This is a genomic window from Thermodesulfovibrio sp. 1176, assembly GCF_029946585.1.
Classification (GTDB): domain Bacteria; phylum Nitrospirota; class Thermodesulfovibrionia; order Thermodesulfovibrionales; family Thermodesulfovibrionaceae; genus Thermodesulfovibrio.
Genome location: NZ_JARZRZ010000002.1, coordinates 121,341 through 142,386, shown reverse-complemented (window position 1 = coordinate 142,386; position 21,046 = coordinate 121,341). Strand labels below are relative to the sequence as shown.

The following is a 21,046-nucleotide window of genomic DNA, read 5'->3' as shown; positions in this document are numbered from 1 at the left end:
AGGTTGATGTGCAGGAAGATGTAATTGAAAAAATAATACTGAAAACTGTTGATATACCCTCCCTACCACCAATTGCTATGAAAGTTATGAATCTTATACAGGATGATTACGCATCCCTTTCAGTTCTTGAAGAAACTATATCCCGTGATCAAGGTTTTGTAACAAGACTGCTAAGAATTGCTAACTCTCCTTATTATGGTCAGGACAGAAAAATAGAGGATATAAAACAGGCATTACTCTTGATAGGATTTGAAACACTTAAATCTCTTGTAGTTGCTACTGCCTTAAGAGACCTGCACAGAAAATTTGATGCCTTTGAACAGAGATTATGGGAGCATAGTCTTGGTGTTGCTTTATGTTCAAGTTTAATTGCTATGGTGACTCGTTTAGCTAAGCCAGATGAAGCATTAGTATGTGGACTTATTCATGATGTAGGTAAGACCATTATTAATAATTCAATGCCCGATGTTTATCCTAAGGTTTATGAAAAAATGTATGAAACTGGTGAGACAGTAAGAGATATTGAGAATGAAATGTTTGGATTTGACCATACTGTTTTAGGTGCTCTTATATCGAAAAAATGGAAACTTCCTGAAAAACTTGAAATGGTTATAACCTATCATCATACTTATCCTTTTCCTGATTACGAAGATGCAGCTTTTGCTGATATATGTAATATTGTTAGAGTAGCTGATCAGATATGTAATAATATTGGCATAGGACTAAAAAATCCTTTGGATATTCCCATTGATTATGTGAGCTTAGACCTAACAGAAGAAGCTTTAGTGGAACTTATAGGCTTGTTTAAAATTAAGTTTGAAAAACAAAAAGATACATTATTAAGCTAATGACTCCTGATGATAAAATAGACCCCTTAGGTCCTTACAGAGGAATCAGACCTGTAAAAGAGGGGTCTGTTTTTGCAAAATTTAAAATTAAGAAAAAACCTCCAAAGAAAGAAGAAAACTCAGAAGAGAAATCTTCAAAAGAAAAAGAACAATCAGAACATAAAATTGACATAGAAGTATAAATTTGGGAATGGGAAAAAATTTCCCATTATCTTAAAAATTTACCTATCCTGAATAAGGTTTTTCTCATAGATCTGTAAGTTTTTAAACTTTAATTTTTCAAAATTATCAAGCTTCTGCAAAATTTTAAGGAACATATTATCATCTCGAGAAATATATCAAAACTGGCATATCCTTTGCTTGTAAAAGTAATAGGGAGGTGAAGGATGTATAAAGGTATATATATATCAATGACAGGAATGTTTATGAGGGAAAATGAGCTTTCTGCTGTTTCTCACAATCTTGCAAATATCAATACAACTGGTTATAAAAGAAAGCAGTTTGCAAGCACTCTTTATCCCCTTCTTTCAGGTAGGCCTACAGAGCGAAATGCTATTTATCTAGATGCAAGAGCTCAAACCTACTTTGGAACTCAGTTTATTGATACATCACAGGGAAATCTAAAGCAAACTGGTAATCCCTTTGAGCTTGCAGTGCAGGAAGAAGGTTTTTTTGCTGTTCAGAGGGGGCAAAAGATTTTTTATACAAGAGAAGGTTCCTTTACAAGAGACAGAGACAATTTTCTTATTACTCAATCAGGATTAAGAGTTCTTGATGAAAATAATAATCCAATAGTAATTGATGGAACGAGGATTGAGATTGGTAATGACGGAACCATATTTGTTGATGGTAATCAGGTAGCAAAGATAAAACTTGTAAAACTAAATAACATAAGACATGTTGGACAGTCCTTATATGAAGGAAATGAGGCAGGACAAGCTGATGGACAGATTTTTCAGGGATGGATTGAAAGTTCAAATGTTAATCCCCTTAATGAGCTTGTAAATATGATACAGGCTATAAGAAATTTTGAATTTGCACAAAGAATAACAACAAATTTTGACCAACTTGCTCAAAGAGCAGTAAGCGAAATTGCAAGATTATAAAGGAGGTAAACAATGTTAAGGTCACTTTTTACTGCTTCAACAGGCATGTATGCTCAGCAATTAAATGTAGATGTAATTTCCCATAACCTTGCCAATGTAAACACAACGGGATTTAAAAAGGGAAGAGCAGAATTCCAGGATTTACTTTATCAAAATATTATACCACCAGGTGCACCTTCTGATGATGGAACACAATATCCAACGGGAATTCAGGTAGGTCTTGGTGTTAGACCTGTTGCAGTGGCAAAATTTTTTACTCCCGGAGATTTAGTTAACACTGGTAATAGCTTAGATTTAGCTATTGATGGAGATGGTTTCTTTCAGGTAACCCTTCCAGATGGAACAATTGCCTATACACGAGCAGGAAATTTCAGGATTGACAGAGATGGAAGAATTGTTACTAATGACGGATACCCTATAGAACCTGGAATTACTGTTCCAACAGATGCTACAAGCATTACAGTTGGAGCAGATGGTCGAGTGACAGTGCTTCAGCCGGGAACTGTTGCTCCTGTTGAAATTGGGACAATTGAACTTGCAAGATTTGTTAATCCCGGGGGGTTAAGGGCAATTGGAAAAAATCTTTTCCTTGAAACAGATGCTTCTGGTGCACCGACTACAGGAGCTCCTGGAACAGAAGGTAGAGGGACTATAATTCAGGGGTTCCTTGAGATGTCTAATGTTAATATTGTAGAAGAGCTTGCTAATTTGATAATTGCCCAGAGAGCCTTTGATATTAATTCAAAGGCAGTTCAGACTTCTGATGAGATGTTACAGACTGTTTCAGCTCTTAAGAGGTAAAAATGATAGGGTTTATTGCATTTCTTTTTAATCTTTTTCTGTTGATTTTTTTCATATCATCAACTTATGCTTTTGATAAAACTCAGCTCATAAATCTTCTTGTTAATGAGATAAAAAAGTCTTCAATTAACAGAGAGGTTCAAATTAGTCAAATCAAGTTTATTGGATTTGAACCACAGGGGAATTGTACTTCAGAAAATTTAAAGATTAGAGAAATAAAAAGACCAAGTTCAGTAGAATTTACTTTTAACTGTGGAACAAGACAGTACAGGGCAATAGCAAATTATGAGGTATTAACAACTCTTTATGTAACCCAAAGACCTATGAAAAGAGGTGACACAGTTGAAGAAAAAGATCTCTTAGAGATAAAGCAACCAATTAGTAGAATTCCAGCAGGAGCTATTACAGACAAAAATTTAATTATAGGCAAGGTCGTAAAAAGAAGTCTTGCTCAGGGATTAATAATTAAGGATGACCACCTTTATGAAGGAATTCCTGTTAAGAGAGGAAGCAAAGTAAATGTAATTATAGACACAGGAACAGTCACTGTAATGACAGAGGGTGTCCTTAAATATGACTCTGTTGTTGGAAATAATGTAAGAATATTATGTATTCAAACTGGCAAGGAAATTGTAGGAAAATTGATAGATAAAGATACAGCGAGGGTATCAATATGAAAAAAAGATTAAATTTATTATTCTTTTTAGTGACTGTGGTGTTTTTACTTTCAGCCTGCTCAGAGCTTAAAGAAGTAAGAGATATAAAAAACGCAGGAATGCCTCCAAAGTATTATCCAGAACAACCACAAAATCAAGTGGAGGTTACAGAAGGTTCCTTATGGCGAAACAAAGCAAGTTTATTTGAAGACAAAAAGGCTCGAAGGGTAAATGACCTTGTAACAATAATTATAAATGAAACAACCTCAGCCCAGAAAAAGGCTTCTACTTCTGCATCAAGAGACTCTTCAACAAACTATGGATTAGAAAACTTTTTTGGCATGAATACAGATTTTAATATACAAAATCTTCCAATTATTAATGGTTTTTATAAAGCAGGAAATGTATTTTCTCCTACAGTTAAGGGTTCTGCAAAGAGTGATTTCAAGGGCGATGGAAATACCGCAAGAACAGGAAGTATTACGGGAACTATTACCGCAAAGGTAGTAGAGGTTTTACCAAACGGGAATCTCGTTATTGAATCTCGTAAAGAAATTTTTGTAAACAATGAAAAAGAAATTCTTGTTTTAAGAGGTATTATAAGACCTGATGATATTAGCCAGAACAATACAATATTAAGCCAATATGTAGCAGATGCTCAGATATTTTTGGTTGGTGATGGCACATTGGGAGACAAACAGTCTCAGGGTTGGCTTGTAAGATTTCTTGACAAAATCTGGCCCTTTTAAAGGAGGAAGATGATGAAAAATAATAGAAAAAATCATTTTTTATCTGTCTCTAAAATCGTTCAAGACTGCTTTTTTCTAACTGCAAATTTATCTGTCATTCTGAGCGTAGCGAAGAATCTTCTCTTTGTATTTATAGTAATCCTTTTTTCATCCAATGCCTTTGCAGAGAGAATAAAAGACGTAGCAAAATGGTCTGGTGTAAGGGAAAACCAACTTGTTGGTTACGGTCTTGTTGTTGGCTTAAACGGAACAGGAGACAAAGATGGAACATATCTTTACCAGCCAATTGCTAACATGCTTAGTAGAATGGGAATTACAGTAAATGTAAAAGATTTAAAGGGTAAGGTTAAAAATGTTGCCGCAGTTATGGTTACTGCAAAGTTACCCACCAATGTAAAACCAGGGACAAAAATTGATGTTCAAGTATCATCTATCGGAGATGCTAAGAGCCTTCAGGGAGGTACTCTTCTTATGACGCCCCTTTTAGGTCCTGATGGAGAGGTTTATGCAATAGCTCAGGGTCCTGTATCAATAGGTGGATTTATTGCTGCAGGAAGAGCTGCCCAGGCAATAAAAAATCATCAAAATGTTGGATATATTCCTGAAGGAGCAATTGTTGAAAAAGCAGTTCCTGTTAATCTTCTTGTAAGAAGTGATATACATCTATTATTAAATATGCCTGATGCAATTACTGCTACGAATATAGCAGAAAATATCAACAAAAAATTTAAAATTAAAATAGCAAAAGCAGTAGATCCCTCAACAGTATACATAAATATACCTGAAGAATACATGGGTAATGTTCTTGAGTTTATGGCAGAAGTTGAAAAAATTGAAGTTTCCACTGATTTGCCAGCCCGTGTTGTTATAAATGAAAGAACAGGTACTGTTGTTATTGGATCAAATGTGAAAATATCTCCTACTGCATTAGCCCACGGAGGCTTAACAATTACCATTAAAGAAGCTCCCGAAGTAGTACAACCACCTCCTTTAGCTCCTGAAAGAGCAAGAACAGAAATTGTTCAGAGAACAGAAGTAAAGGTAGAAGAAAAACAAGCTTCCTTAGTAGAAGTTAAAGGTTCAACGGTTGGAGAATTAGTTAAGGCATTGAACACCCTCGGAGTTACTCCAAAGGATTTAATTTCTATTCTTCAGGCACTTAAGACAGCAGGAGCTTTAAAGGCTGAGCTTTTAATAATGTGAGGATAAAGTGATAGGAAAGGTTAATATTCATTCTGAAAATTTAAAAAACATAAATTCTAACAGCCTTAATGATGTTCAAATAAAAGAACTCTCTAAAAAAATAGAAACTCTCTTTTTGAGTGAGTTACTTAAAATAATGCTTTCTGATACTTCCTTTGGAAAAGAAAAAACCATGTCTACTTATATGACTGTTTTAATTCCAGAAATTGCGTGTATGATGAGTGAAAGAGGAGTTGGAATTGGGAAATTTTTAACAGAAAATCCAAATTTTATAAATACTTTGAGTAAACATGGTAAGATTGAATTGATCCCTTCAAAACCTGAAGAAAAATTGCAAAATGAGCAAATTATTAATAAAGATATTACTTTGCCAAAGAAAATATCTCTGCCAGTAAAGGGTGTGATTACATCTCAATTTGGATTAAGATTAGACCCTATTGATGGAAAAAGAAGACATCATAATGGAATAGACATTGCAGTGCCAGAGGGAACACCTGTTAGACCTGTTTTGTCAGGCAAAGTTATTTATTCTGGTTATTCAAAGGGATATGGAAACTGTGTTATAGTTGAACATGAAGATGGAATTCAAACTCTTTATGCCCATAATTCAAAAAATCTTGTCAAAACAGGTGATACTGTTACTCCCGAGATGGTTATTGCTTTTTCAGGTTCTACAGGAAGAACTACCGGTCCCCATTTACATTTTGAAGTCAGGAAAGATGGCAGGGCAGTGAATCCTCTTGCAATGATAAATAATTTTGAAAAATCACCGATTATATAAATATAAAACATGAAAAAGGAGGTATTAAAATGATAGGAGGACCAATTAGAATAGACGGAGTTGCACCAAATCCACAGATTGCCCCAGAGAAATCTCAAGGAAAAGCTCCAGAAAGAAGTGAAGAAGTTTTATCAAAGGATCAGGTTACTCTGTCAGAGTCAGCAAAAAATATTGCAAGACTTATGGTTGAAGTAAGTAACATTCCTGATATCAGAGCAGATAAAGTTGAAGAACTTAAAAATGCAATAAATGCAGGTACCTATGAAGTAAAGGGTAGCGAGATTGCAGGCAAAATTATAAAGGAGGCATTAATTGACAAGCTTGTATGATGAACTTGTAAAAGTTCTTCAGAACGAAAAAAATTTACTTAGCAGTCTCTATAAAATTGTCTCAGAAGAAAGGGATGCTATTGTAGCTCTTCAAGCTAAAGAGCTTGAAAGAATATTAAGAGAAAAGGAAGCAGTTTTAATGAAACTTTCTCTATGGGAAAGCGAAAGGGAAAGAATTCTTGAAAAAAATAATCTATATGGTAAATCTTTTTCTGAAATAATCTCCCATATTGAGCAAACACAGGATGTTCAAAGGCTTAGAGAATTATATTCAGCAATGAAAACCCTTTTGACTGCCATTGCTGAGATTCAAAAAATAAATGAACAACTCATTGATCGTTCAATTATAAATATAGGAACCGCAATTAAATTTCTTGAATCCTTTGGTATAACTCCAAAACAAAGCCTTTCAAAGGAGGCATAAATGGCACTTACTGCTCTTTTTGATATTGGAAAATCAGGCATATTGACTTATCAGAAGGCATTGGAAGTTGTCTCCCATAATGTTGCAAACGCTGCAACAGAGGGATATACGAGACAGGATGTTATTTTTCAAAACATTCCCTCTGGAGTATTAAGCTACGCAGGTGTAACTGGAAGAGGAGTAAAAATTACAGATATAAGAAGAATGTATAATTCATTCATAGAGCTTCAACTTAAAACAGAAAGCTCAAGACTTGGTTATTGGGATGTTTTTCAGTCGGGAATGCTTAGATTAGAAAGTATCTTTAATGATGCTTCAGATATTGCTTTAAGCAATGTTATAAATGATTTTTTCAATGCTTGGCAGGAACTTAGCCAGAATCCTTCAGGAATAGCAGAAAGAAGTTTACTTCTTGATAAGGCAACTTATCTTGCCCATAGATTCAATTTATCATATAGAGCTCTTCTTGATGAAAGATATGAAATTTATAAGGATTCTCAAAATTTTGTGAATCAGATAAATCAATATCTTGATCAGATAAATGAACTTAATGAAAAAATTGTTGCAAATCCTGGTGCCCTTGATGCAAAAGATCAGCGCGAAAATCTTGTTAAGCAGTTAAATGATATTGTCAATATCACTTATTTTGAAGATAATGCAGGAAGATACTCAATTTTACTTGGTGGTATGCCCCTTGTTGATGGTGGAAGAGTGTATCACATGAATGTAAGGCTTGATGGCAATCAGAATTTACAGTTTAATCTTGAAACAGTCTCAGGAAGTATTGATGCAACAAGGTTAATTCAGGGTGGAAAACTTAAAGCAGAAATTGATTTAAGGGATACAGTAATTCCAGAATATATGAATAAATTAAACATGCTTGTATTTGACCTAACAGATGCAGTAAACAGAGTGCATCGTCAGGGTTATGGTCTTGATGGTTCAACAGGGAATAATTTTTTTAATCAGCTATATGATTTAACAGTTATATCTGGTAGCCCAGATATAACATCTCTTAATATTTCTTCAGTCAATGCAAACATCTATAACCAATATCAGATTCAATATGATGGCACTAATTGGACAGTTACTGACCAATCTACGACTCCCCCTACATCAATAACTCCTACGGTTACATCATGGTTTGAAGGAACACCTCCAATTAATTACTATCGTCTTAGTTTCAATGACATAAACATAACCCTTAGAAATCCATCAGCGGGGCTTGATTTTACATTCCAGATAAAGCCGAATACAGCTCTTTATTTTGGTGTTGCAATTACAAATACAGACCAAATTGCAGCAGCAAGTGAAAATCCTTTAACGGTATCTGGTCCAATGGATAACAGAAATGCAAGGGCAATTTATGGATTGCTTGATTCTCCAATAATTGGAAATGCTAAACCAATAGATTTTTATCGCTCAATTGTCTCAGAAATCGGAGTCTACTCTTCAAGTGCAAAGACTCAGAAAAACTTTCAGGAGGCTTTGGTTCAGGAGATTGAAAAAAGAAGACAGGATATCTCAGGCGTTAGTCTTGATGAAGAGGCTATAAATCTAATTAAATATCAGAAGATGTATGAAGCTTCTGCCCGTGTAATAAGAGTTGCCGATGAAATACTTTCAACACTTTTTGAAATGGTGAGGTAGCAATGAAAGTTACAACAGGCTTTTTTTATAGGACCTTTTTAGGTGATATTAACAAACAGATTGAAGAGATGTTTAAAGCTCAAAGACAGCTTGCTACAGGAAAGAGGGTGCTTTCTCCCAGTGATGATCCTGTTGCAATATCAAGAATTGCCAAGTACAAATCAGAGATTTCAGCCCTCGATGAATACAAAAGAGTAATGGATACTGCAAAGATTTACAACTCTGCAACCGAAAAAGCAATTGATGACCTAAAAAGAATGTTAATTAAAGCCAAGCAGTATGCAGTTCAGGGTTCAACAGACACCCTTTCACCAACAGACAGGCTTGCCATAGCAAGAGAGATTGATACATTAATTCAGCGTAGCATTGACACAATAAACACAAAGGTATCAGGAAGATACATCTTCGCAGGATTTAAAGCAGATACAGCACCAGTTAATGCTCAGAATGGACTTTATCAGTCAGATACAAATCTACAGTATCTTGACATAAGCTTTTTCCTTGATGTGGCTGTAAATTTACCTGCAACAGAGTTTTTTACATATACTGCAACAGGTGAGTTGGCATCTCTTAAAATTTTAACTCCATATAATCAAACAGTTTCAGCTAATTCTTCACCGCCTCCAGATGAAATATTACAATTACACGATGCAGACCCTCTGGGAGCTTTACTTATGTCACAGTCTTCTGGTGGAGCGGTAACAGACCCTGTAAATTCTTTTACCACCAATGGAGGAACACTTACAATCAGGCTTGGTGATAATCAGGCTGTAAATGTTACTATTTCAGCAAATGCTTCTTTAAATGATATAAGAGATGCTATAAACAATCAAGCATCTCAATATGTTAAAGCCTGGGTTGTGAATGTCGGCACTTCTACTTCTCCAGACTACCGCCTTGTAATAGGAAGTATTCCCAATGGTAAATCCGATATGATAAGAATTGATGTAACAACAACTGATGCACCAAACAGTGGTCTTAATCTTTTAGCCTACAATCCTGAATCAGGCAATGTCTCAATGAGTTTTCAAGAAAATATAAATGGATACAATTATATTTCTGATCCAGCAGACCCAAACTATTACAGTTTTAATAATAATTATCTCAATGAAAACTACTACTTAAGGGCACTTCATTTTCTTAAGGTAGCCCTTGAAAATAATGATCAGGGAAGAATTCAGAAAGCTGTTGCCTACATTGACAAAATTGCAGATAAACTTTTCAAACAGCAATCTCTTATCGGTGCAAGACTAAATAAAATAGAAACTATAACAGACTACAATCTTGAAATAGAAACAAATACTAAAGTAGCTTTATCAAATGATCAGGATGCTGATGCTATAAAGGTAATATCAGAGCTTAATCGAAGAATGTCTGTACTTCAGGCTCTAAGAACCACTCTTACAGACTTTTTCCGTAGCAATCTCTTTGATTTTCTGAGGTAGCTTTGTTAGTCCTTACAAGAAAACAGGGACAGTCAATAAGAATTGGCGATGATATAATAGTTAAAATTGTTGATATTGATGGCTCTCAGGTAAAAATAGGCATTGAAGCACCAAAGGGAGTGTTAATCTTCCGTGAAGAACTCTATGAAAAACTCCGTGAAAGTAACATAGAGGCATTGAAAACCTCTAAGGAACTAAAACCTGAGGATTTTATAAAAGGAGTATGACAATGATAACTCTTAAAACTGAACGATTTGGCGAACTTGTGATTAATCAAAATGAAATAATTAATTTTCCCTACGGGATTCCTGGAATTCCCTTTGAAAGATTTATTATCAGAGAATGCCTTGAGCCTGTAAAATGGCTCATTGCTATTGATGACCCTGATGTAGCAATGCTAATTGTTTCTCCTTTTAAGTTTTTCCCAACCTATGGATTTGAATTGAGTGATGAAATTACCTCCATATTGCAGGTTAACACTGAAGAAGAACTTGAAATCTATGTATCTTTGCTAAAATACAATGACGGAGTTGCTGCAAATCTTAAATCTCCCTTTGTAATAAATAAAAACAAAAAAATTGGTGTACAGATTCTACTTGAAGATGAGCGTTACCAGTTCAAAGTACCAATAAGGAAGTAAGATATGAGATTCTTCCTCTTCGCTTTCGTTTGGGGTCATAATGACAAATAAGATGTTCAGAATGCAGTCTTTTCCGTCATTTCGAGGAGGTCAATACTCCGAGGAATTTCTCTTTTTTTTTCCTGTTACTATGAAGCAAAGTGGAAATGTTATATAATAAAAATTTCTATGAAAGGGATTGAGATATGAAAGTTTGGAAGGCAAAGGACAAGATTGATTTAAATTTCAATGGCTACGATTTTAAAATCCGTCCTGGAGATAAATTCCTCTTTGCTGACGATGTCTTTAACTTTCTTCCTGAGCCTGTAAAGTCAAGATTTGAATTAGCTCACAGCGTGCTTCCACCCTTTTATAAAGGGGAACACTTAAATGGTAAAACTTTGCTTGTTATTGCTCAGGCAGCAATTGGTGACGCCTTATGTATGACTCCAGCGCTAAGGGAGATTAAAAAACTGTATCCTCAGGTCACTCTCAATGTGAGCATCTCAGGAAAGGCAAGACCTGTTCTTGAGGGACTTCCATATATTGATAATCTTCTTACAATGCCAATTCCTTTTAAGGAGGTTTCAAAGGCTGACTATATTGTAAAAGTTATAGAGATGGTTAATACTCCTCAGTTTGATAACCTAAGCCTCATTGATTACTATTTGTGGAAGTTATATATTTATAAAGCAGAAAAGGAAACTCCTGATGTTAGGATCGATGAGTTAGTGCTAAATGAGATGAGGGAGGCTTTTCAGAAAATCAGGGATGCCTCTGGTGGCAAAAAAATACTTTTATTTCATTATCTTGCCTCTTCAGTGCACAGAACCCTTCCACCAAAGCTTCTTAAAGGTATTGAGGATTTAATATGGAATGAGTATGTTCCTGTAATATGCTCACTTCCTGATGAAGATATTACTGTTGAGACAGCCTTAGATGTCTATGGAATAAGGGCAGCTAATTTATCGGTTTTCATGAAGGATATTAGATATCTCATTGCCTCTGTGGCATTATCTGATGCTGTGATAACAGCAGATACTGCAACTCTTCACATAGCAGGAGGATTGGGTAAGCCAACTGTTCTTGTTTCGGGACCTATTGAGGCAGAGTTTACATCTGGTAATTATCCTACAGTAATACCTTTGCGGGCAAACTACAAGGGTCAGACTTGTGAAAGTCCCTGTAATATTCATGCTCTTCAAGGTCCTTGCTTAGAGGCACAGGTAAAAAGACAGTTTTACAGCCCCTGTTTTGAAAATATTCCTCCTAAGGTGATATATCTTGCTTTGAAAGATGCTGAATTATTAACGCAAAATAATTATCCAAAGCCTGAAAAATGCATTGTCTGTGATTTCTCTGGAGATATTCCTCTTTTTGAGGTTATTAATTCTTTCAGAGTCTTTGAATGTCCCTCCTGTGGTTTGCAGTTTACCCATCCAATGAAAGTAATGGATTATGATGAGGCTTATAGGAGGCATCATGAAGATTTATTAAATTTTACTAATATTCCCTATGAGTCCTATTTAAATGTGGAGGATGAAAAAAAAGAAATAGAAAAATGGAGCATTCTTCCAAGATTTAATGTTCTTATACCAATTCTTAAAAAAATTCCAAAGGGAAAACTTCTTGATGTTGGCTGCTCAACAGGATTTTTCATGTTAATAGCAAGGCGTATTGGTTTTAATCCTTATGGAATGGAAGCCTCAGAAAAAGCTGTAGAGATTGCAAAAAGTAAGTTTAATTTAAATGTTGTGAGAGCTTTAACCTTTGAAGAATTATCCGAGGATTTTAAAGCTTCCTACAAAGTTATTACAGCCCTTGAAGTTCTTGAGCATGTCCATGAGCCTATGAAGTTTTTGGAAGATATTTACAATCTCCTCGAAAATGATGGATTTCTTATTTTAAGCTGTCCACCCTTCTATAAATTTGAAAACACAGCTAAAGGATATAGAAAATATAAGTGGTGGTATGGTGATTATCCACCAAATCATGTAACAAGATGGAAACCTTGGAGCCTTCATTATGCTCTGAAAAAAGCTGGTTTTGATGAAGTTCACATATTTACAGAACCTCTACTTCCGGGAACAGTTCTTGAAGGAGTAACTCCTTTGGGATTTGATTTAAAGATTGATGATGGAAAAATTGTAAAGGTTGATTCCAATATAACAAAGGCAGTTGTCTTAGAGACCTTAAAACCTCTTTATCTTAATTCTAGACTTCTTGGAAATTTTCAGTTTGCCATTGCTGTTAAAGGAAGAAGTCCAATTAATCTTGAAGAGCTCATTAAAAAGGCAATAAAATACTCTGCTGTAGAGATAATCTGGGGAAGGGCAGATAAAGTTTAATATATTTTTTTAAAATCAGAGAGATTTTTTCAATTAATAAATTCTCATTAAGGCATCCCCTCTTTTCACAAACATTTGGAAAGCAGGGAGGACAGTTTTCTTCACGAATAATAAAAAAATTTTCACCAATGGGATGCCAGACTAAAGGGTCTGTAGGTCCAAAAATAATGATTGAAGGAATTCCAAGAAAACTACTTAAATGGCTTATGCCACTGTCAAGCCCTATGTAAAGATTTGCTTTAAAGAGAATTTTTGCAATTTCCAGAGTATCTTCCATATATAGGAAGTTTTTAAATTTCCCTGTAAGTTTTTTTTCAGCTGGTCCGAGAAGATACTGAATTTTAAAGCCACGGTTTCTCAGGATTTTTTCAAGTTTAATAAAAAAACTCAGCTCGGGATTTTTCTTTTTTGAACCACTTCCTGGATGGACAATGCATAGATTTCGGTGTTTTTCTATTGAGTTTTTGATTGGAAGAGTTCTGGAAAAGGATTCATTCTGAAAACTTAATTCTCTCAAATAATACTCAACTATCCATATTTTTTCAGTTGGTATAGGCTTTATGTAAATTGAGCTTTCACTGTTTAATATTTCTTTGTTTTGGGAAAAGATTATTTTCAAGTTAAATTCTTCCTTTGGTTCATAAAATGTTGCTTTTTTACAAAAACCTGATTCTATGGCGAGTCTGAAATATTCAGGATTCCCCCATACAGTTATTTCATATCCTTTTCTTTTTAAAATCTCAAGAACTGGATAAACAAGAATACTGTCTCCTAATCCACCCATGCGATAAACAAGAGCTTTCATGATATAATTTTAAATCATGTTTAAGGTCAAAACAAAGGATGGCAAAATTTTTGAAACTAAAGAGGAAAGTATTCTTCAGGTTTTACAAAGGCAGGGAGTTTATCTTCATGCATCATGCGGTGGTAAAGGAAGTTGCGGAAGATGTAAAATCAAAGTTTTAGAAGGAAATATAAAGACAGAATCTTTTTTTGGAATATCAGAAAAGGAAAAAGCTGAAGGATTTGTTCTTGCCTGCCAGAGCTTTCCAGGTGGTGATATTTTAATTGAAATTCCCGATAAACTTATCACGGTTTCTGAAAGAATATCAACTGTTAAAACAGAGATTATTGAAAAAATACTTAAGGAGGAGATTCTTCGGGCTAAAGCCCTCAGAATGACATCTTCTTTGTCATTCCGAGGGGGTCAATATCCCGAGGAATCTTTATTTGCTCCCGTTGTTAAAAAATTAAGCTTAAAAATAGACCCACCATCCTTTGATTCCCATGGAGATTTTGAGAGATTAAAAAGATCAATTCAGAAAGAGCTATTTATATCAAGAAAACTTGCAGAAAAGCTTTCGTATTTTTTAAGAGAAAATAACTGGAGCATAAATTTAGCCATTACAGAAGAGGAAATTCTTGATTTTCTCTCAAAAAAAATTTACGGAATTGCTGTTGATATTGGCACAACTACTGTTGTTTTAGCTTTAGTTGACCTTGAAGAAGGTAAAATTGTAGATGTTGCAAGCTGTTATAATTCTCAGATTAATTATGGAGATGATGTAATCACAAGAATAATTTTTGCTGAGGAAAATCCTGAAGGACTTAACATTTTAAGAAAATCTATTGTTGATGATATAAATGCCCTCATAAATACTGTTTCATTAAGAAATAAAGAAGGAAAGATTTATTGTGCTTTCGTCGCTGGTAACACTACAATGTGTCATATTTTCTGGGGAATTAATCCAAAGTATATCAGACAGGAGCCTTATACTCCCACTTTGAATCGTTATCCAATATGGAAAGCATCTGACTGCATGCTTTTGCTGGAACCTCAAATACCTATTTATACTTTGCCTTCTGTTGCAGGTTATGTAGGAGGAGATATTGTTTCAGGCCTCCTTACAACAGGGCTTTATAAAGATGAAGAAACTTCATTATTCATTGACATAGGGACTAATGGAGAAATTGTAATTGGAAACAAAGACTTTCTTATCACTGCCTCTACCTCTGCTGGACCATGTTTTGAAGGAAGTGGAATAAGCTGTGGGATGAGAGCAACAGAAGGAGCAGTTGAATCTTTCAGTTATAATCAAAAGACTGACGAATTTGATATAAAAGTCATAGGAAATGAAGCTCCTCGTGGTATATGTGGAAGTGGAATGATAGATATTTTATCAGAACTCTTTAGCAAAAAAGTTATTGACCAGAAAGGTAAGTTTGTTACTGATAATTCAAAACATATAAAAATATTTGATAATGAAGCAAGATTTGTAATTTCTTCAGACTGTTACATAACTCAGTCAGACATTGACAATATTATTCGTGCAAAGGCTGCTATTTATGCAGGTATTTCAACCCTTCTTGAAGAAGTTGGATTAAGTGAAAGGGAATTAAAAAAGGTTTACATAGCTGGAGGATTTGGTGAGTTTTTAAATATTAAAAAGGCAATAAAAATAGGAATGTTACCAAATCTTTCAGAGGAGAGATTTATTTTTTTGGGAAATACTTCCTTAACAGGTGCTGTTTTATGTTTGTTAAGTAAGAATTTTTGGGAATTAGCCAATGAACTTGCCCAAAAGATGACATATATTGACCTTTCGCGCTCAAAAAAATTTATGGATGAATATGTATCTGCCCTCTTTTTACCCCATACAGATTGGGAAAGATTTAGAGAATTAGGTTAAAATAGTTTTAAGGTTCAATAGGAGGTGATATAAATGAAATATAGAATTTTGATTGAACAGGATGAGGATGGTATTTTTGTGGTTCAATGTCCTTCCTTACCTGGGTGTATTTCACAGGGTAAAACAAGAATGGAAGCTTTGGAAAATATTAAAGATGCAGTTAAAGGTTATTTAGAAAGTCTTAAAAAACACAATGAACCCCTACCACCTCCTATAGATGAGGAAATTATAGAAGTAGAGGTTTTTGGGTGAGCAAACTTCCCCAGCTTTCAGGTAAAGAGCTTTGCAAATTATTGGAAAAAATCGGATATAAAATAGACCATCAAACAGGAAGTCACATTATACTAAGACATGACAAACCACCACACAGAAGATTAACTATCCCTAATCATAAAGAGATAGCAGAAGGAACACTTAGAGCAATACTCCGTCAAGCTGGTATAAGCATCGAAGAATTAAAGGAACTTTTATAACTGCTGGAGGATGAAATGAAGGTTTTTAACACCTTAACAAACAGGCTTGAGGAATTTGAACCCCTTAATGACAAAAAGGTAGGAATTTATGCCTGTGGAGTTACTGTCTATGATCTTTGCCATATTGGACATGCAAGAAGTGCTGTTGTTTTTGATGTAATAGTAAGATATTTAAGATACCGCGGATTTGATGTTAAATTCGTGAGAAATTTTACAGATATTGACGACAAAATTATAAATAGGGCAAACAAAGAAGGTGTAACATGGAATGAGATTGCTGAAAGATATACAGAGGAGTATTACAAAGACATGGATCGTCTTGGTATAGCAAGGGCTGATATAGAACCGAAGGCAACAGATCATATAGCAGAGATGATTAAGATAGTGAAAGCCTTAATTGAAAGAGGATATGCCTACACTGTAGATGAAGGTGAGGCACAAAGTGTTTATTTTTCTGTTGAAAAGTTTCCTCAGTATGGAAAACTTTCTAAGAAAAAGATCGATGAGCTTATGAGTGGTGCCCGCGTTGACGTGAATGAAAGAAAAAGAAGCCCCCTTGATTTTGCTCTATGGAAAGCCTCAAAACCTGGTGAACCTTGGTGGGAATCACCCTGGGGTAAAGGAAGACCTGGCTGGCATATTGAGTGTTCTGCCATGTCACTTAAGCATATTGGAGAAACCCTTGATATCCATGGTGGTGGAGCAGATTTAATATTTCCCCATCATGAAAATGAAATTGCCCAATCAGAGGCATACACAGGAAAACCCTTTGCAAAATACTGGATTCACAATGGCTTTGTAACCATAGATAAAGAAAAAATGTCAAAATCTCTTGGAAATGTCCTAAACATTAGGGATTTACTTGATATATATGATGCTGAGGCATTGAGGCTTTTTCTCCTTTCAAGTCATTACCGTAGCCCAATAGAATTTGCTCATGAATATATTAAAGAAGCAGAAGCAACCCTTGACAGGGTTTATAGCACAATATGGAGAATTGAGGATTTTGAAAAAGTTGAACCAAAAGATAAAAGCAAATCAAATATTCAAATAGAACTAAACATTGAAAATCTTAAATCAGAGTTTGAAAAGGCAATGGATGATGATTTCAATACAGCAAAGGCTTTAGGAGTAATATTTGAATTTATCAAGGAATTAAACCGTTTTATGGATAAAAAACCTTCTAATAAAGAAGAGTTATCCTTGCTTTCCTATGCAAAAAAAACAATTAATGAACTTGGAGGTGTTCTGAATCTTTTCCAAAGAGAACCCATACAATGGTATAGAGATTTGCTTAAAATTAAAAAAGTTGAAATTTCAGAGGAAGAGATAAACAGATTGATTGAAGAAAGAGTTATGGCAAGAAAAAATAAAGACTGGCAAAAAGCTGACACTATCAGACAAGAACTTCTTTCAAAAGGAATTATTTTGGAAGACAAGCCTGACAGGACAGTATGGAAAATAAAGATTTAATCTACATCTACGGTGTAAATCCTGTTAAGGAAGCCCTGAAAGTTCCCTATGCAGTAAAGGAGATTTTAATATCAAAAAGCAGGCTTTTACCTTTGAGAGAGATAATAGAGACAGCTGAAAAGTGTCTGATACCTGTGAGAATAGTCGATGAAAAACGAATACAGAAAATTGTACAGGGTGTTCATCAAGGTGTTTTAGCAAAGGTAATACCAAAAGATAAGTTAGATCTCACAGATGCACTTAAGATTCCCTCTCAGAAAAGAGAGCCACCATTTTTCCTGATTCTTGACTTAATTGAGGATCCTCAGAATTTTGGTGCTATTCTAAGGGTTGCTGAAGCTGTAGGTGTCCATGCAGTTATATATCAACAGAGACGCTCGGTAGGCATTGTTCCTTCAGTATGGAAATCATCGGCAGGAGCAGTATGGCATGTAAATTTGGTGGAGATAAACAATATCAAGTATGCGATAAGGGAGTTCAAAGAGAGGGACATCACAATTATCGGAGCTGAAGCAGATGGTGGCAAAACTCTCTGGGAAGCTTCTTTAAACTCTCCCATAGCCATAGTAATTGGTTCAGAAGGAAGTGGTATAAGACAAACTGTAAGGGAACTATGTGATGAGATTGTAAAGATTCCTATGAAAGGAAAGATAAACTCACTAAATGTATCTACCGCTACATCAGTTTTGCTTTTTGAGGTTATGAGACAGAGAAGTTTATCTGTTTAATAATTCCTTATATTGTCTGTAAGTAGCTTGATGTTCTGAATAGGACTTTTTAAAAAAGGATAAGAAATTATTAATATCTTGTGTGTTTACTATTAAGTCTGCACCTTTTGCAAAAGCTAATAATCTGTCTAATGTTTTCAGGTTTTGTCCTGTAATAATCAACATAATATCTCTTCTTCGATACATTGGCAGATTAGTTATATATTGAATTATTCTGTTACTGTGAGGTTTTTGATCTGCAAAGGTTTCATTTACAATAACTATAGATATATCATCAGTGGTTTCTAAAACATTAATTGCTTCTTCTAAGCTAATAGGTGTTATCGATTCAAAATTAAAAGCCTTTAAAATTAGTGATAAATTTTTTTGGACTGCAGGATCATTTTCACAAATAATTGCTTTTGCCATTATAGTCCTCTTTTTAGTCTTTTTTCATATTCAGTGTCTATTTTAAGTCCTTCAATATCTGTTGTTTTTTCTCCCCTCTGAGCTTTCATTCTATCAATCTCTCTTGTTACTGTCGATTTTCTTGATGCAAAGGCAACAGCAGTTTCCTCTGTTATTAATCCTTGTTTATACAATTCAATAATTGACTGGTCAAAGGTATGCATGCCGACTGCTTGAGAAGTTTCTATCACATCATAAAAGGTTTTTTCTGCTGTCTCACCATTTATTATTAAATCTCTTATTCTTAAATTCTTTCTCATTACTTCCGTAGCAACAATTCTTCCTCCCCCAATTTTGGGCAGTAGTCTCTGGCTTACAACCCATTTTAAGGTATCAGAAAGCCTTAATCTTATATAATTTTCATCTTCCGGAGGAAACATTCCAACTGCCCTTCCAATTGTTTGTCCTGCATCAGTAGTATGCATTGTGCTTAAAACAAGATGTCCTGTTTCAGCAGCTTGCATAGCAATTTCAAGGGTTTCTCTATCTCTTATTTCTCCAACAAGTATTACATGAGGAGCCTGTCTTAAGGCTGCTCTAAGTCCATCTGCATAATTAGTAAAATCTATTCCCATTTCTCTTTGATTGAATGTAGATTTTTTATGGGAATGTAAAAATTCAACGGGATCTTCAAGTGTTATAATATGGCAAGCCCTTGTATCATTGATTATGTTAAGTATTGCTGCTAAAGTTGATGATTTACCAGAACCTGTAGCACCTGTAACTAAAACAAAACCCATTCTTTCCTTTGCAATTTCTTTAACTATTTCAGGCAACTTAAGTTCTTCCACTGTAGGAATTTTTATTGGAAGTTTACGCATTACAATAGAGTAATTACCCCTTTGAGAGAATATATTTACTCTGAAGCGAGCGCTTTGGATAGCATAGGATAAGTCACAATATCCATCTTTCAATAAATTATCTATAAGTCTCTTTTGATTACCAATTAATGTAAGAGCAATAATCTCTGTATGAAAGGGTGTTAAACTTTCTATTGGAGCTTCATTTAAATAGACAGGTTTTATTTCTCCCCAAAGCATTACCTGTAATGGTCTTCCTACTGTAAATAAAATATCAGATATCTCTGGATGATAATTACAAAGTTTTTCTAAAATATAATCTATTTCCTGCTTTCTCATACAAATACCGTTTCAGGTGTTTCCTTAAGAAATTTAATAAATTTTTGTTTGTCTGTGGCTCTTTCATAGGCATCTTCAGGAGTTATTTTGCCTGCTTGAAGTAACTCTAAAAGAGCATCATCCATAGTTTGCATACCAATTTTTTTACTTGTCTGCATTATAGAAAGAATTTGATGGGTTTTATTTTCTCTTATTAGATTTGCAACAGCATAGGTATTAATTAAGACTTCACAAACAGCAACTCTACCTTTTCCATCAGATTTCTTAAGAAGTGTTTGAGATACAACTGCTTGTAATGATTCACTTAAGGATGTTCTTATTTGAGCCTGCTGATCAGTCGGAAAGACATCAACAATTCTGTCAACAGTTTTAATTGCCGATGATGTATGAAGGGTACTCAAAACTAAATGCCCTGTTGCAGCAGCTTCAAGGGCAAGCTGAATAGTTTCTAAATCTCTCATTTCACCTACGAGTATAATATCGGGATCTTCTCTTAGAGCTGCTCTCAAGGCTTTTGCAAAGGATTCAGTGTGTGTTCCCACTTCCCTATAAGAAATAACACAACCTTTATTTGGATGGATAAATTCAATAGGGTCTTCTATAGTGATTATTCTATCTTTTCTATGGGTATTTGCATAGTCAATTATGGCCGCTAAGGATGTTGATTTTCCAGAACCTGTTGGACCAGTGAATAGAACTATTCCCTTTTTAAGCATTGCAAATTTTTTTAAAACCTGTGGCAATCCCAATTCATCAATGGTCTTAATCTCATTTGGGATGTGCCTGAAAGCAGCACCAATTCCTTCTTTATGCATAAAATAATTTGCACGAAAACGAGCAACACCTGGAATTTCGTGAGCAAAATCGAGATCTCCTGTTTCTTCAAAGATTTTTATCTTTTCCTCAGGTGTTATTTCATATAGAAGTTTTCTTAATTCATTATTGTCAAGGACTTTGTACTGGACTCTTACAAGTTCACCATGAATTCTTAAAACAGGCTGGCTTCCTGCTACTAGGTGAAGGTCGCTTGCTTTGTTTTCAAGCATTAATTGAAAAAATGCATCTATCTTTGCCATGCTGTAAAATTATACCATAATTTTGATTAAAAATTTACAAATTTTTAAAATAATTTTTTAA

24 protein-coding genes are annotated in these 21,046 nt (G+C 34.7%); 20 read left to right on the top strand and 4 right to left on the bottom strand.

Features of this window, described 5'->3' with window-relative positions; all coding sequences use genetic code 11:
- Positions 1 to 8 precede the first annotated feature (8 nt).
- The 15 genes from QI155_RS04525 to QI155_RS04455 all read left to right on the top strand — a co-directional run bounded on the left by QI155_RS04525 (position 9) and on the right by QI155_RS04455 (position 12,959).
- Positions 9 to 848, top strand: a complete 840-nt coding sequence (locus tag QI155_RS04525; RefSeq protein WP_281321208.1) for an HDOD domain-containing protein — start codon at positions 9 to 11, stop codon at positions 846 to 848.
- A complete protein-coding gene (locus QI155_RS04520) occupies positions 848 to 1,030 on the top strand; it encodes a hypothetical protein (protein WP_068860759.1) in 183 nt (60 codons plus the stop codon). The genes QI155_RS04525 and QI155_RS04520 overlap by 1 nt, the downstream gene beginning before the upstream one ends.
- Before the next feature lie 204 nt (positions 1,031 to 1,234).
- Complete coding sequence (locus tag QI155_RS04515; protein WP_281321207.1) at positions 1,235 to 1,954, top strand: flagellar hook basal-body protein; 720 nt, start codon at positions 1,235 to 1,237, stop codon at positions 1,952 to 1,954.
- Positions 1,955 to 1,966: 12 nt separating this feature from the next.
- Positions 1,967 to 2,755, top strand: a complete 789-nt coding sequence (flgG, locus tag QI155_RS04510; protein ID WP_068860755.1) for a flagellar basal-body rod protein FlgG — start codon at positions 1,967 to 1,969, stop codon at positions 2,753 to 2,755.
- A 2-nt stretch (positions 2,756 to 2,757) separates the two neighbouring features.
- Positions 2,758 to 3,432, top strand: a complete 675-nt coding sequence (flgA, locus tag QI155_RS04505) for a flagellar basal body P-ring formation chaperone FlgA (protein ID WP_281321206.1) — start codon at positions 2,758 to 2,760, stop codon at positions 3,430 to 3,432.
- A complete protein-coding gene (locus QI155_RS04500; RefSeq protein WP_281321205.1) occupies positions 3,429 to 4,160 on the top strand; it encodes a flagellar basal body L-ring protein FlgH in 732 nt (243 codons plus the stop codon). The genes flgA and QI155_RS04500 overlap by 4 nt, the downstream gene beginning before the upstream one ends.
- 12 nt (positions 4,161 to 4,172) lie before the next feature.
- On the top strand, positions 4,173 to 5,363 hold the full coding sequence (locus QI155_RS04495) for a flagellar basal body P-ring protein FlgI (RefSeq protein ID WP_083200110.1): 1,191 nt from the start codon (positions 4,173 to 4,175) through the stop codon (positions 5,361 to 5,363).
- Positions 5,364 to 5,370: 7 nt separating this feature from the next.
- Positions 5,371 to 6,144, top strand: coding sequence for a M23 family metallopeptidase (locus QI155_RS04490; protein ID WP_281321204.1), 774 nt, complete (start codon positions 5,371 to 5,373; stop codon positions 6,142 to 6,144).
- 29 nt (positions 6,145 to 6,173) lie between these two features.
- Positions 6,174 to 6,473 (top strand): flagellar biosynthesis anti-sigma factor FlgM, encoded by a 300-nt coding sequence (gene flgM, locus QI155_RS04485; protein WP_068860748.1) that lies wholly within the window; start codon positions 6,174 to 6,176, stop codon positions 6,471 to 6,473.
- Positions 6,457 to 6,897, top strand: coding sequence for a flagellar protein FlgN (locus tag QI155_RS04480; protein WP_083200109.1), 441 nt, complete (start codon positions 6,457 to 6,459; stop codon positions 6,895 to 6,897). Before flgM ends, QI155_RS04480 begins: the two co-directional genes overlap by 17 nt.
- The gene (gene flgK, locus QI155_RS04475; RefSeq protein ID WP_281321203.1) at positions 6,898 to 8,547 is read left to right on the top strand and encodes a flagellar hook-associated protein FlgK; all 1,650 of its coding nucleotides are present in this window, start codon (positions 6,898 to 6,900) and stop codon (positions 8,545 to 8,547) included.
- Positions 8,548 to 8,549: 2 nt separating this feature from the next.
- Positions 8,550 to 9,992: a flagellar hook-associated protein FlgL gene (gene flgL / locus QI155_RS04470; protein WP_281321202.1), complete on the top strand. Its 1,443-nt coding sequence runs from the start codon at positions 8,550 to 8,552 to the stop codon at positions 9,990 to 9,992.
- 2 nt (positions 9,993 to 9,994) lie between these two features.
- Positions 9,995 to 10,219: a carbon storage regulator CsrA gene (gene csrA / locus QI155_RS04465; RefSeq protein ID WP_068860740.1), complete on the top strand. Its 225-nt coding sequence runs from the start codon at positions 9,995 to 9,997 to the stop codon at positions 10,217 to 10,219.
- Between the two features lie 2 nt (positions 10,220 to 10,221).
- Complete coding sequence (gene fliW / locus QI155_RS04460; RefSeq protein ID WP_143600739.1) at positions 10,222 to 10,632, top strand: flagellar assembly protein FliW; 411 nt, start codon at positions 10,222 to 10,224, stop codon at positions 10,630 to 10,632.
- A 185-nt stretch (positions 10,633 to 10,817) separates the two neighbouring features.
- Positions 10,818 to 12,959, top strand: a complete 2,142-nt coding sequence (locus tag QI155_RS04455) for a methyltransferase domain-containing protein (RefSeq protein WP_281321201.1) — start codon at positions 10,818 to 10,820, stop codon at positions 12,957 to 12,959.
- Here QI155_RS04455 and QI155_RS04450 read toward each other — a convergent pair.
- Positions 12,898 to 13,764 carry a glycosyltransferase family 9 protein gene (locus QI155_RS04450; protein ID WP_281321200.1) on the bottom strand — a complete coding sequence of 289 codons (867 nt, stop codon included), beginning with the start codon at positions 13,762 to 13,764 and terminating at the stop codon, positions 12,898 to 12,900. The two genes, QI155_RS04455 and QI155_RS04450, sit on opposite strands and share 62 nt — an antisense overlap.
- Before the next feature lie 16 nt (positions 13,765 to 13,780).
- On the opposite strand from QI155_RS04450, the gene QI155_RS04445 reads away from it, so the two are divergent.
- From QI155_RS04445 to rlmB, 5 genes are read left to right on the top strand one after another with little or no spacing between them, the layout of a single operon-like run.
- Positions 13,781 to 15,649, top strand: a complete 1,869-nt coding sequence (locus tag QI155_RS04445; protein ID WP_068860731.1) for an ASKHA domain-containing protein — start codon at positions 13,781 to 13,783, stop codon at positions 15,647 to 15,649.
- Between the two features lie 33 nt (positions 15,650 to 15,682).
- Positions 15,683 to 15,901 (top strand): type II toxin-antitoxin system HicB family antitoxin, encoded by a 219-nt coding sequence (locus QI155_RS04440; protein ID WP_068860729.1) that lies wholly within the window; start codon positions 15,683 to 15,685, stop codon positions 15,899 to 15,901.
- On the top strand, positions 15,898 to 16,122 hold the full coding sequence (locus tag QI155_RS04435) for a type II toxin-antitoxin system HicA family toxin (protein ID WP_281321199.1): 225 nt from the start codon (positions 15,898 to 15,900) through the stop codon (positions 16,120 to 16,122). The genes QI155_RS04440 and QI155_RS04435 overlap by 4 nt, the downstream gene beginning before the upstream one ends.
- 15 nt (positions 16,123 to 16,137) lie before the next feature.
- Complete coding sequence (cysS, locus tag QI155_RS04430) at positions 16,138 to 17,595, top strand: cysteine--tRNA ligase (RefSeq protein ID WP_068860725.1); 1,458 nt, start codon at positions 16,138 to 16,140, stop codon at positions 17,593 to 17,595.
- Positions 17,577 to 18,323, top strand: a complete 747-nt coding sequence (gene rlmB / locus QI155_RS04425; protein WP_281321198.1) for a 23S rRNA (guanosine(2251)-2'-O)-methyltransferase RlmB — start codon at positions 17,577 to 17,579, stop codon at positions 18,321 to 18,323. Before cysS ends, rlmB begins: the two co-directional genes overlap by 19 nt.
- Here the strand turns inward: rlmB and QI155_RS04420 are convergent.
- The 3 genes from QI155_RS04420 to QI155_RS04410 are packed head-to-tail and all read right to left on the bottom strand — an operon-like array spanning position 18,312 to position 20,985.
- The gene (locus tag QI155_RS04420) at positions 18,312 to 18,731 is read right to left on the bottom strand and encodes a hypothetical protein (RefSeq protein WP_281321197.1); all 420 of its coding nucleotides are present in this window, start codon (positions 18,729 to 18,731) and stop codon (positions 18,312 to 18,314) included. The two genes, rlmB and QI155_RS04420, sit on opposite strands and share 12 nt — an antisense overlap.
- Positions 18,731 to 19,909 carry a PilT/PilU family type 4a pilus ATPase gene (locus tag QI155_RS04415; RefSeq protein WP_281321196.1) on the bottom strand — a complete coding sequence of 393 codons (1,179 nt, stop codon included), beginning with the start codon at positions 19,907 to 19,909 and terminating at the stop codon, positions 18,731 to 18,733. The genes QI155_RS04420 and QI155_RS04415 overlap by 1 nt, the downstream gene beginning before the upstream one ends.
- A complete protein-coding gene (locus tag QI155_RS04410) occupies positions 19,906 to 20,985 on the bottom strand; it encodes a type IV pilus twitching motility protein PilT (protein WP_068861736.1) in 1,080 nt (359 codons plus the stop codon). The genes QI155_RS04415 and QI155_RS04410 overlap by 4 nt, the downstream gene beginning before the upstream one ends.
- Positions 20,986 to 21,046: the final 61 nt, after the last annotated feature.

Excerpts from the sequence above, each read along its gene's own strand:
- QI155_RS04520 (WP_068860759.1), top strand. The coding sequence starts at position 848 with ATGACTCCTGATGATAAAATAGACCCCTTAGGTCCTTACAGAGGAATC.
- QI155_RS04515 (WP_281321207.1), top strand. The coding sequence starts at position 1,235 with ATGTATAAAGGTATATATATATCAATGACAGGAATGTTTATGAGGGAA.
- flgG (WP_068860755.1), top strand. The coding sequence starts at position 1,967 with ATGTTAAGGTCACTTTTTACTGCTTCAACAGGCATGTATGCTCAGCAA.
- flgA (WP_281321206.1), top strand. The coding sequence starts at position 2,758 with ATGATAGGGTTTATTGCATTTCTTTTTAATCTTTTTCTGTTGATTTTT.
- QI155_RS04500 (WP_281321205.1), top strand. The coding sequence starts at position 3,429 with ATGAAAAAAAGATTAAATTTATTATTCTTTTTAGTGACTGTGGTGTTT.
- QI155_RS04495 (WP_083200110.1), top strand. The coding sequence starts at position 4,173 with ATGAAAAATAATAGAAAAAATCATTTTTTATCTGTCTCTAAAATCGTT.
- flgM (WP_068860748.1), top strand. The coding sequence starts at position 6,174 with ATGATAGGAGGACCAATTAGAATAGACGGAGTTGCACCAAATCCACAG.
- flgK (WP_281321203.1), top strand. The coding sequence starts at position 6,898 with ATGGCACTTACTGCTCTTTTTGATATTGGAAAATCAGGCATATTGACT.
- flgL (WP_281321202.1), top strand. The coding sequence starts at position 8,550 with ATGAAAGTTACAACAGGCTTTTTTTATAGGACCTTTTTAGGTGATATT.
- fliW (WP_143600739.1), top strand. The coding sequence starts at position 10,222 with ATGATAACTCTTAAAACTGAACGATTTGGCGAACTTGTGATTAATCAA.
- QI155_RS04455 (WP_281321201.1), top strand. The coding sequence starts at position 10,818 with ATGAAAGTTTGGAAGGCAAAGGACAAGATTGATTTAAATTTCAATGGC.
- QI155_RS04450 (WP_281321200.1), bottom strand. The coding sequence starts at position 13,764 with ATGAAAGCTCTTGTTTATCGCATGGGTGGATTAGGAGACAGTATTCTT.
- QI155_RS04445 (WP_068860731.1), top strand. The coding sequence starts at position 13,781 with ATGTTTAAGGTCAAAACAAAGGATGGCAAAATTTTTGAAACTAAAGAG.
- QI155_RS04440 (WP_068860729.1), top strand. The coding sequence starts at position 15,683 with ATGAAATATAGAATTTTGATTGAACAGGATGAGGATGGTATTTTTGTG.
- cysS (WP_068860725.1), top strand. The coding sequence starts at position 16,138 with ATGAAGGTTTTTAACACCTTAACAAACAGGCTTGAGGAATTTGAACCC.
- rlmB (WP_281321198.1), top strand. The coding sequence starts at position 17,577 with ATGGAAAATAAAGATTTAATCTACATCTACGGTGTAAATCCTGTTAAG.
- QI155_RS04420 (WP_281321197.1), bottom strand. The coding sequence starts at position 18,731 with ATGGCAAAAGCAATTATTTGTGAAAATGATCCTGCAGTCCAAAAAAAT.
- QI155_RS04415 (WP_281321196.1), bottom strand. The coding sequence starts at position 19,909 with ATGAGAAAGCAGGAAATAGATTATATTTTAGAAAAACTTTGTAATTAT.
- QI155_RS04410 (WP_068861736.1), bottom strand. The coding sequence starts at position 20,985 with ATGGCAAAGATAGATGCATTTTTTCAATTAATGCTTGAAAACAAAGCA.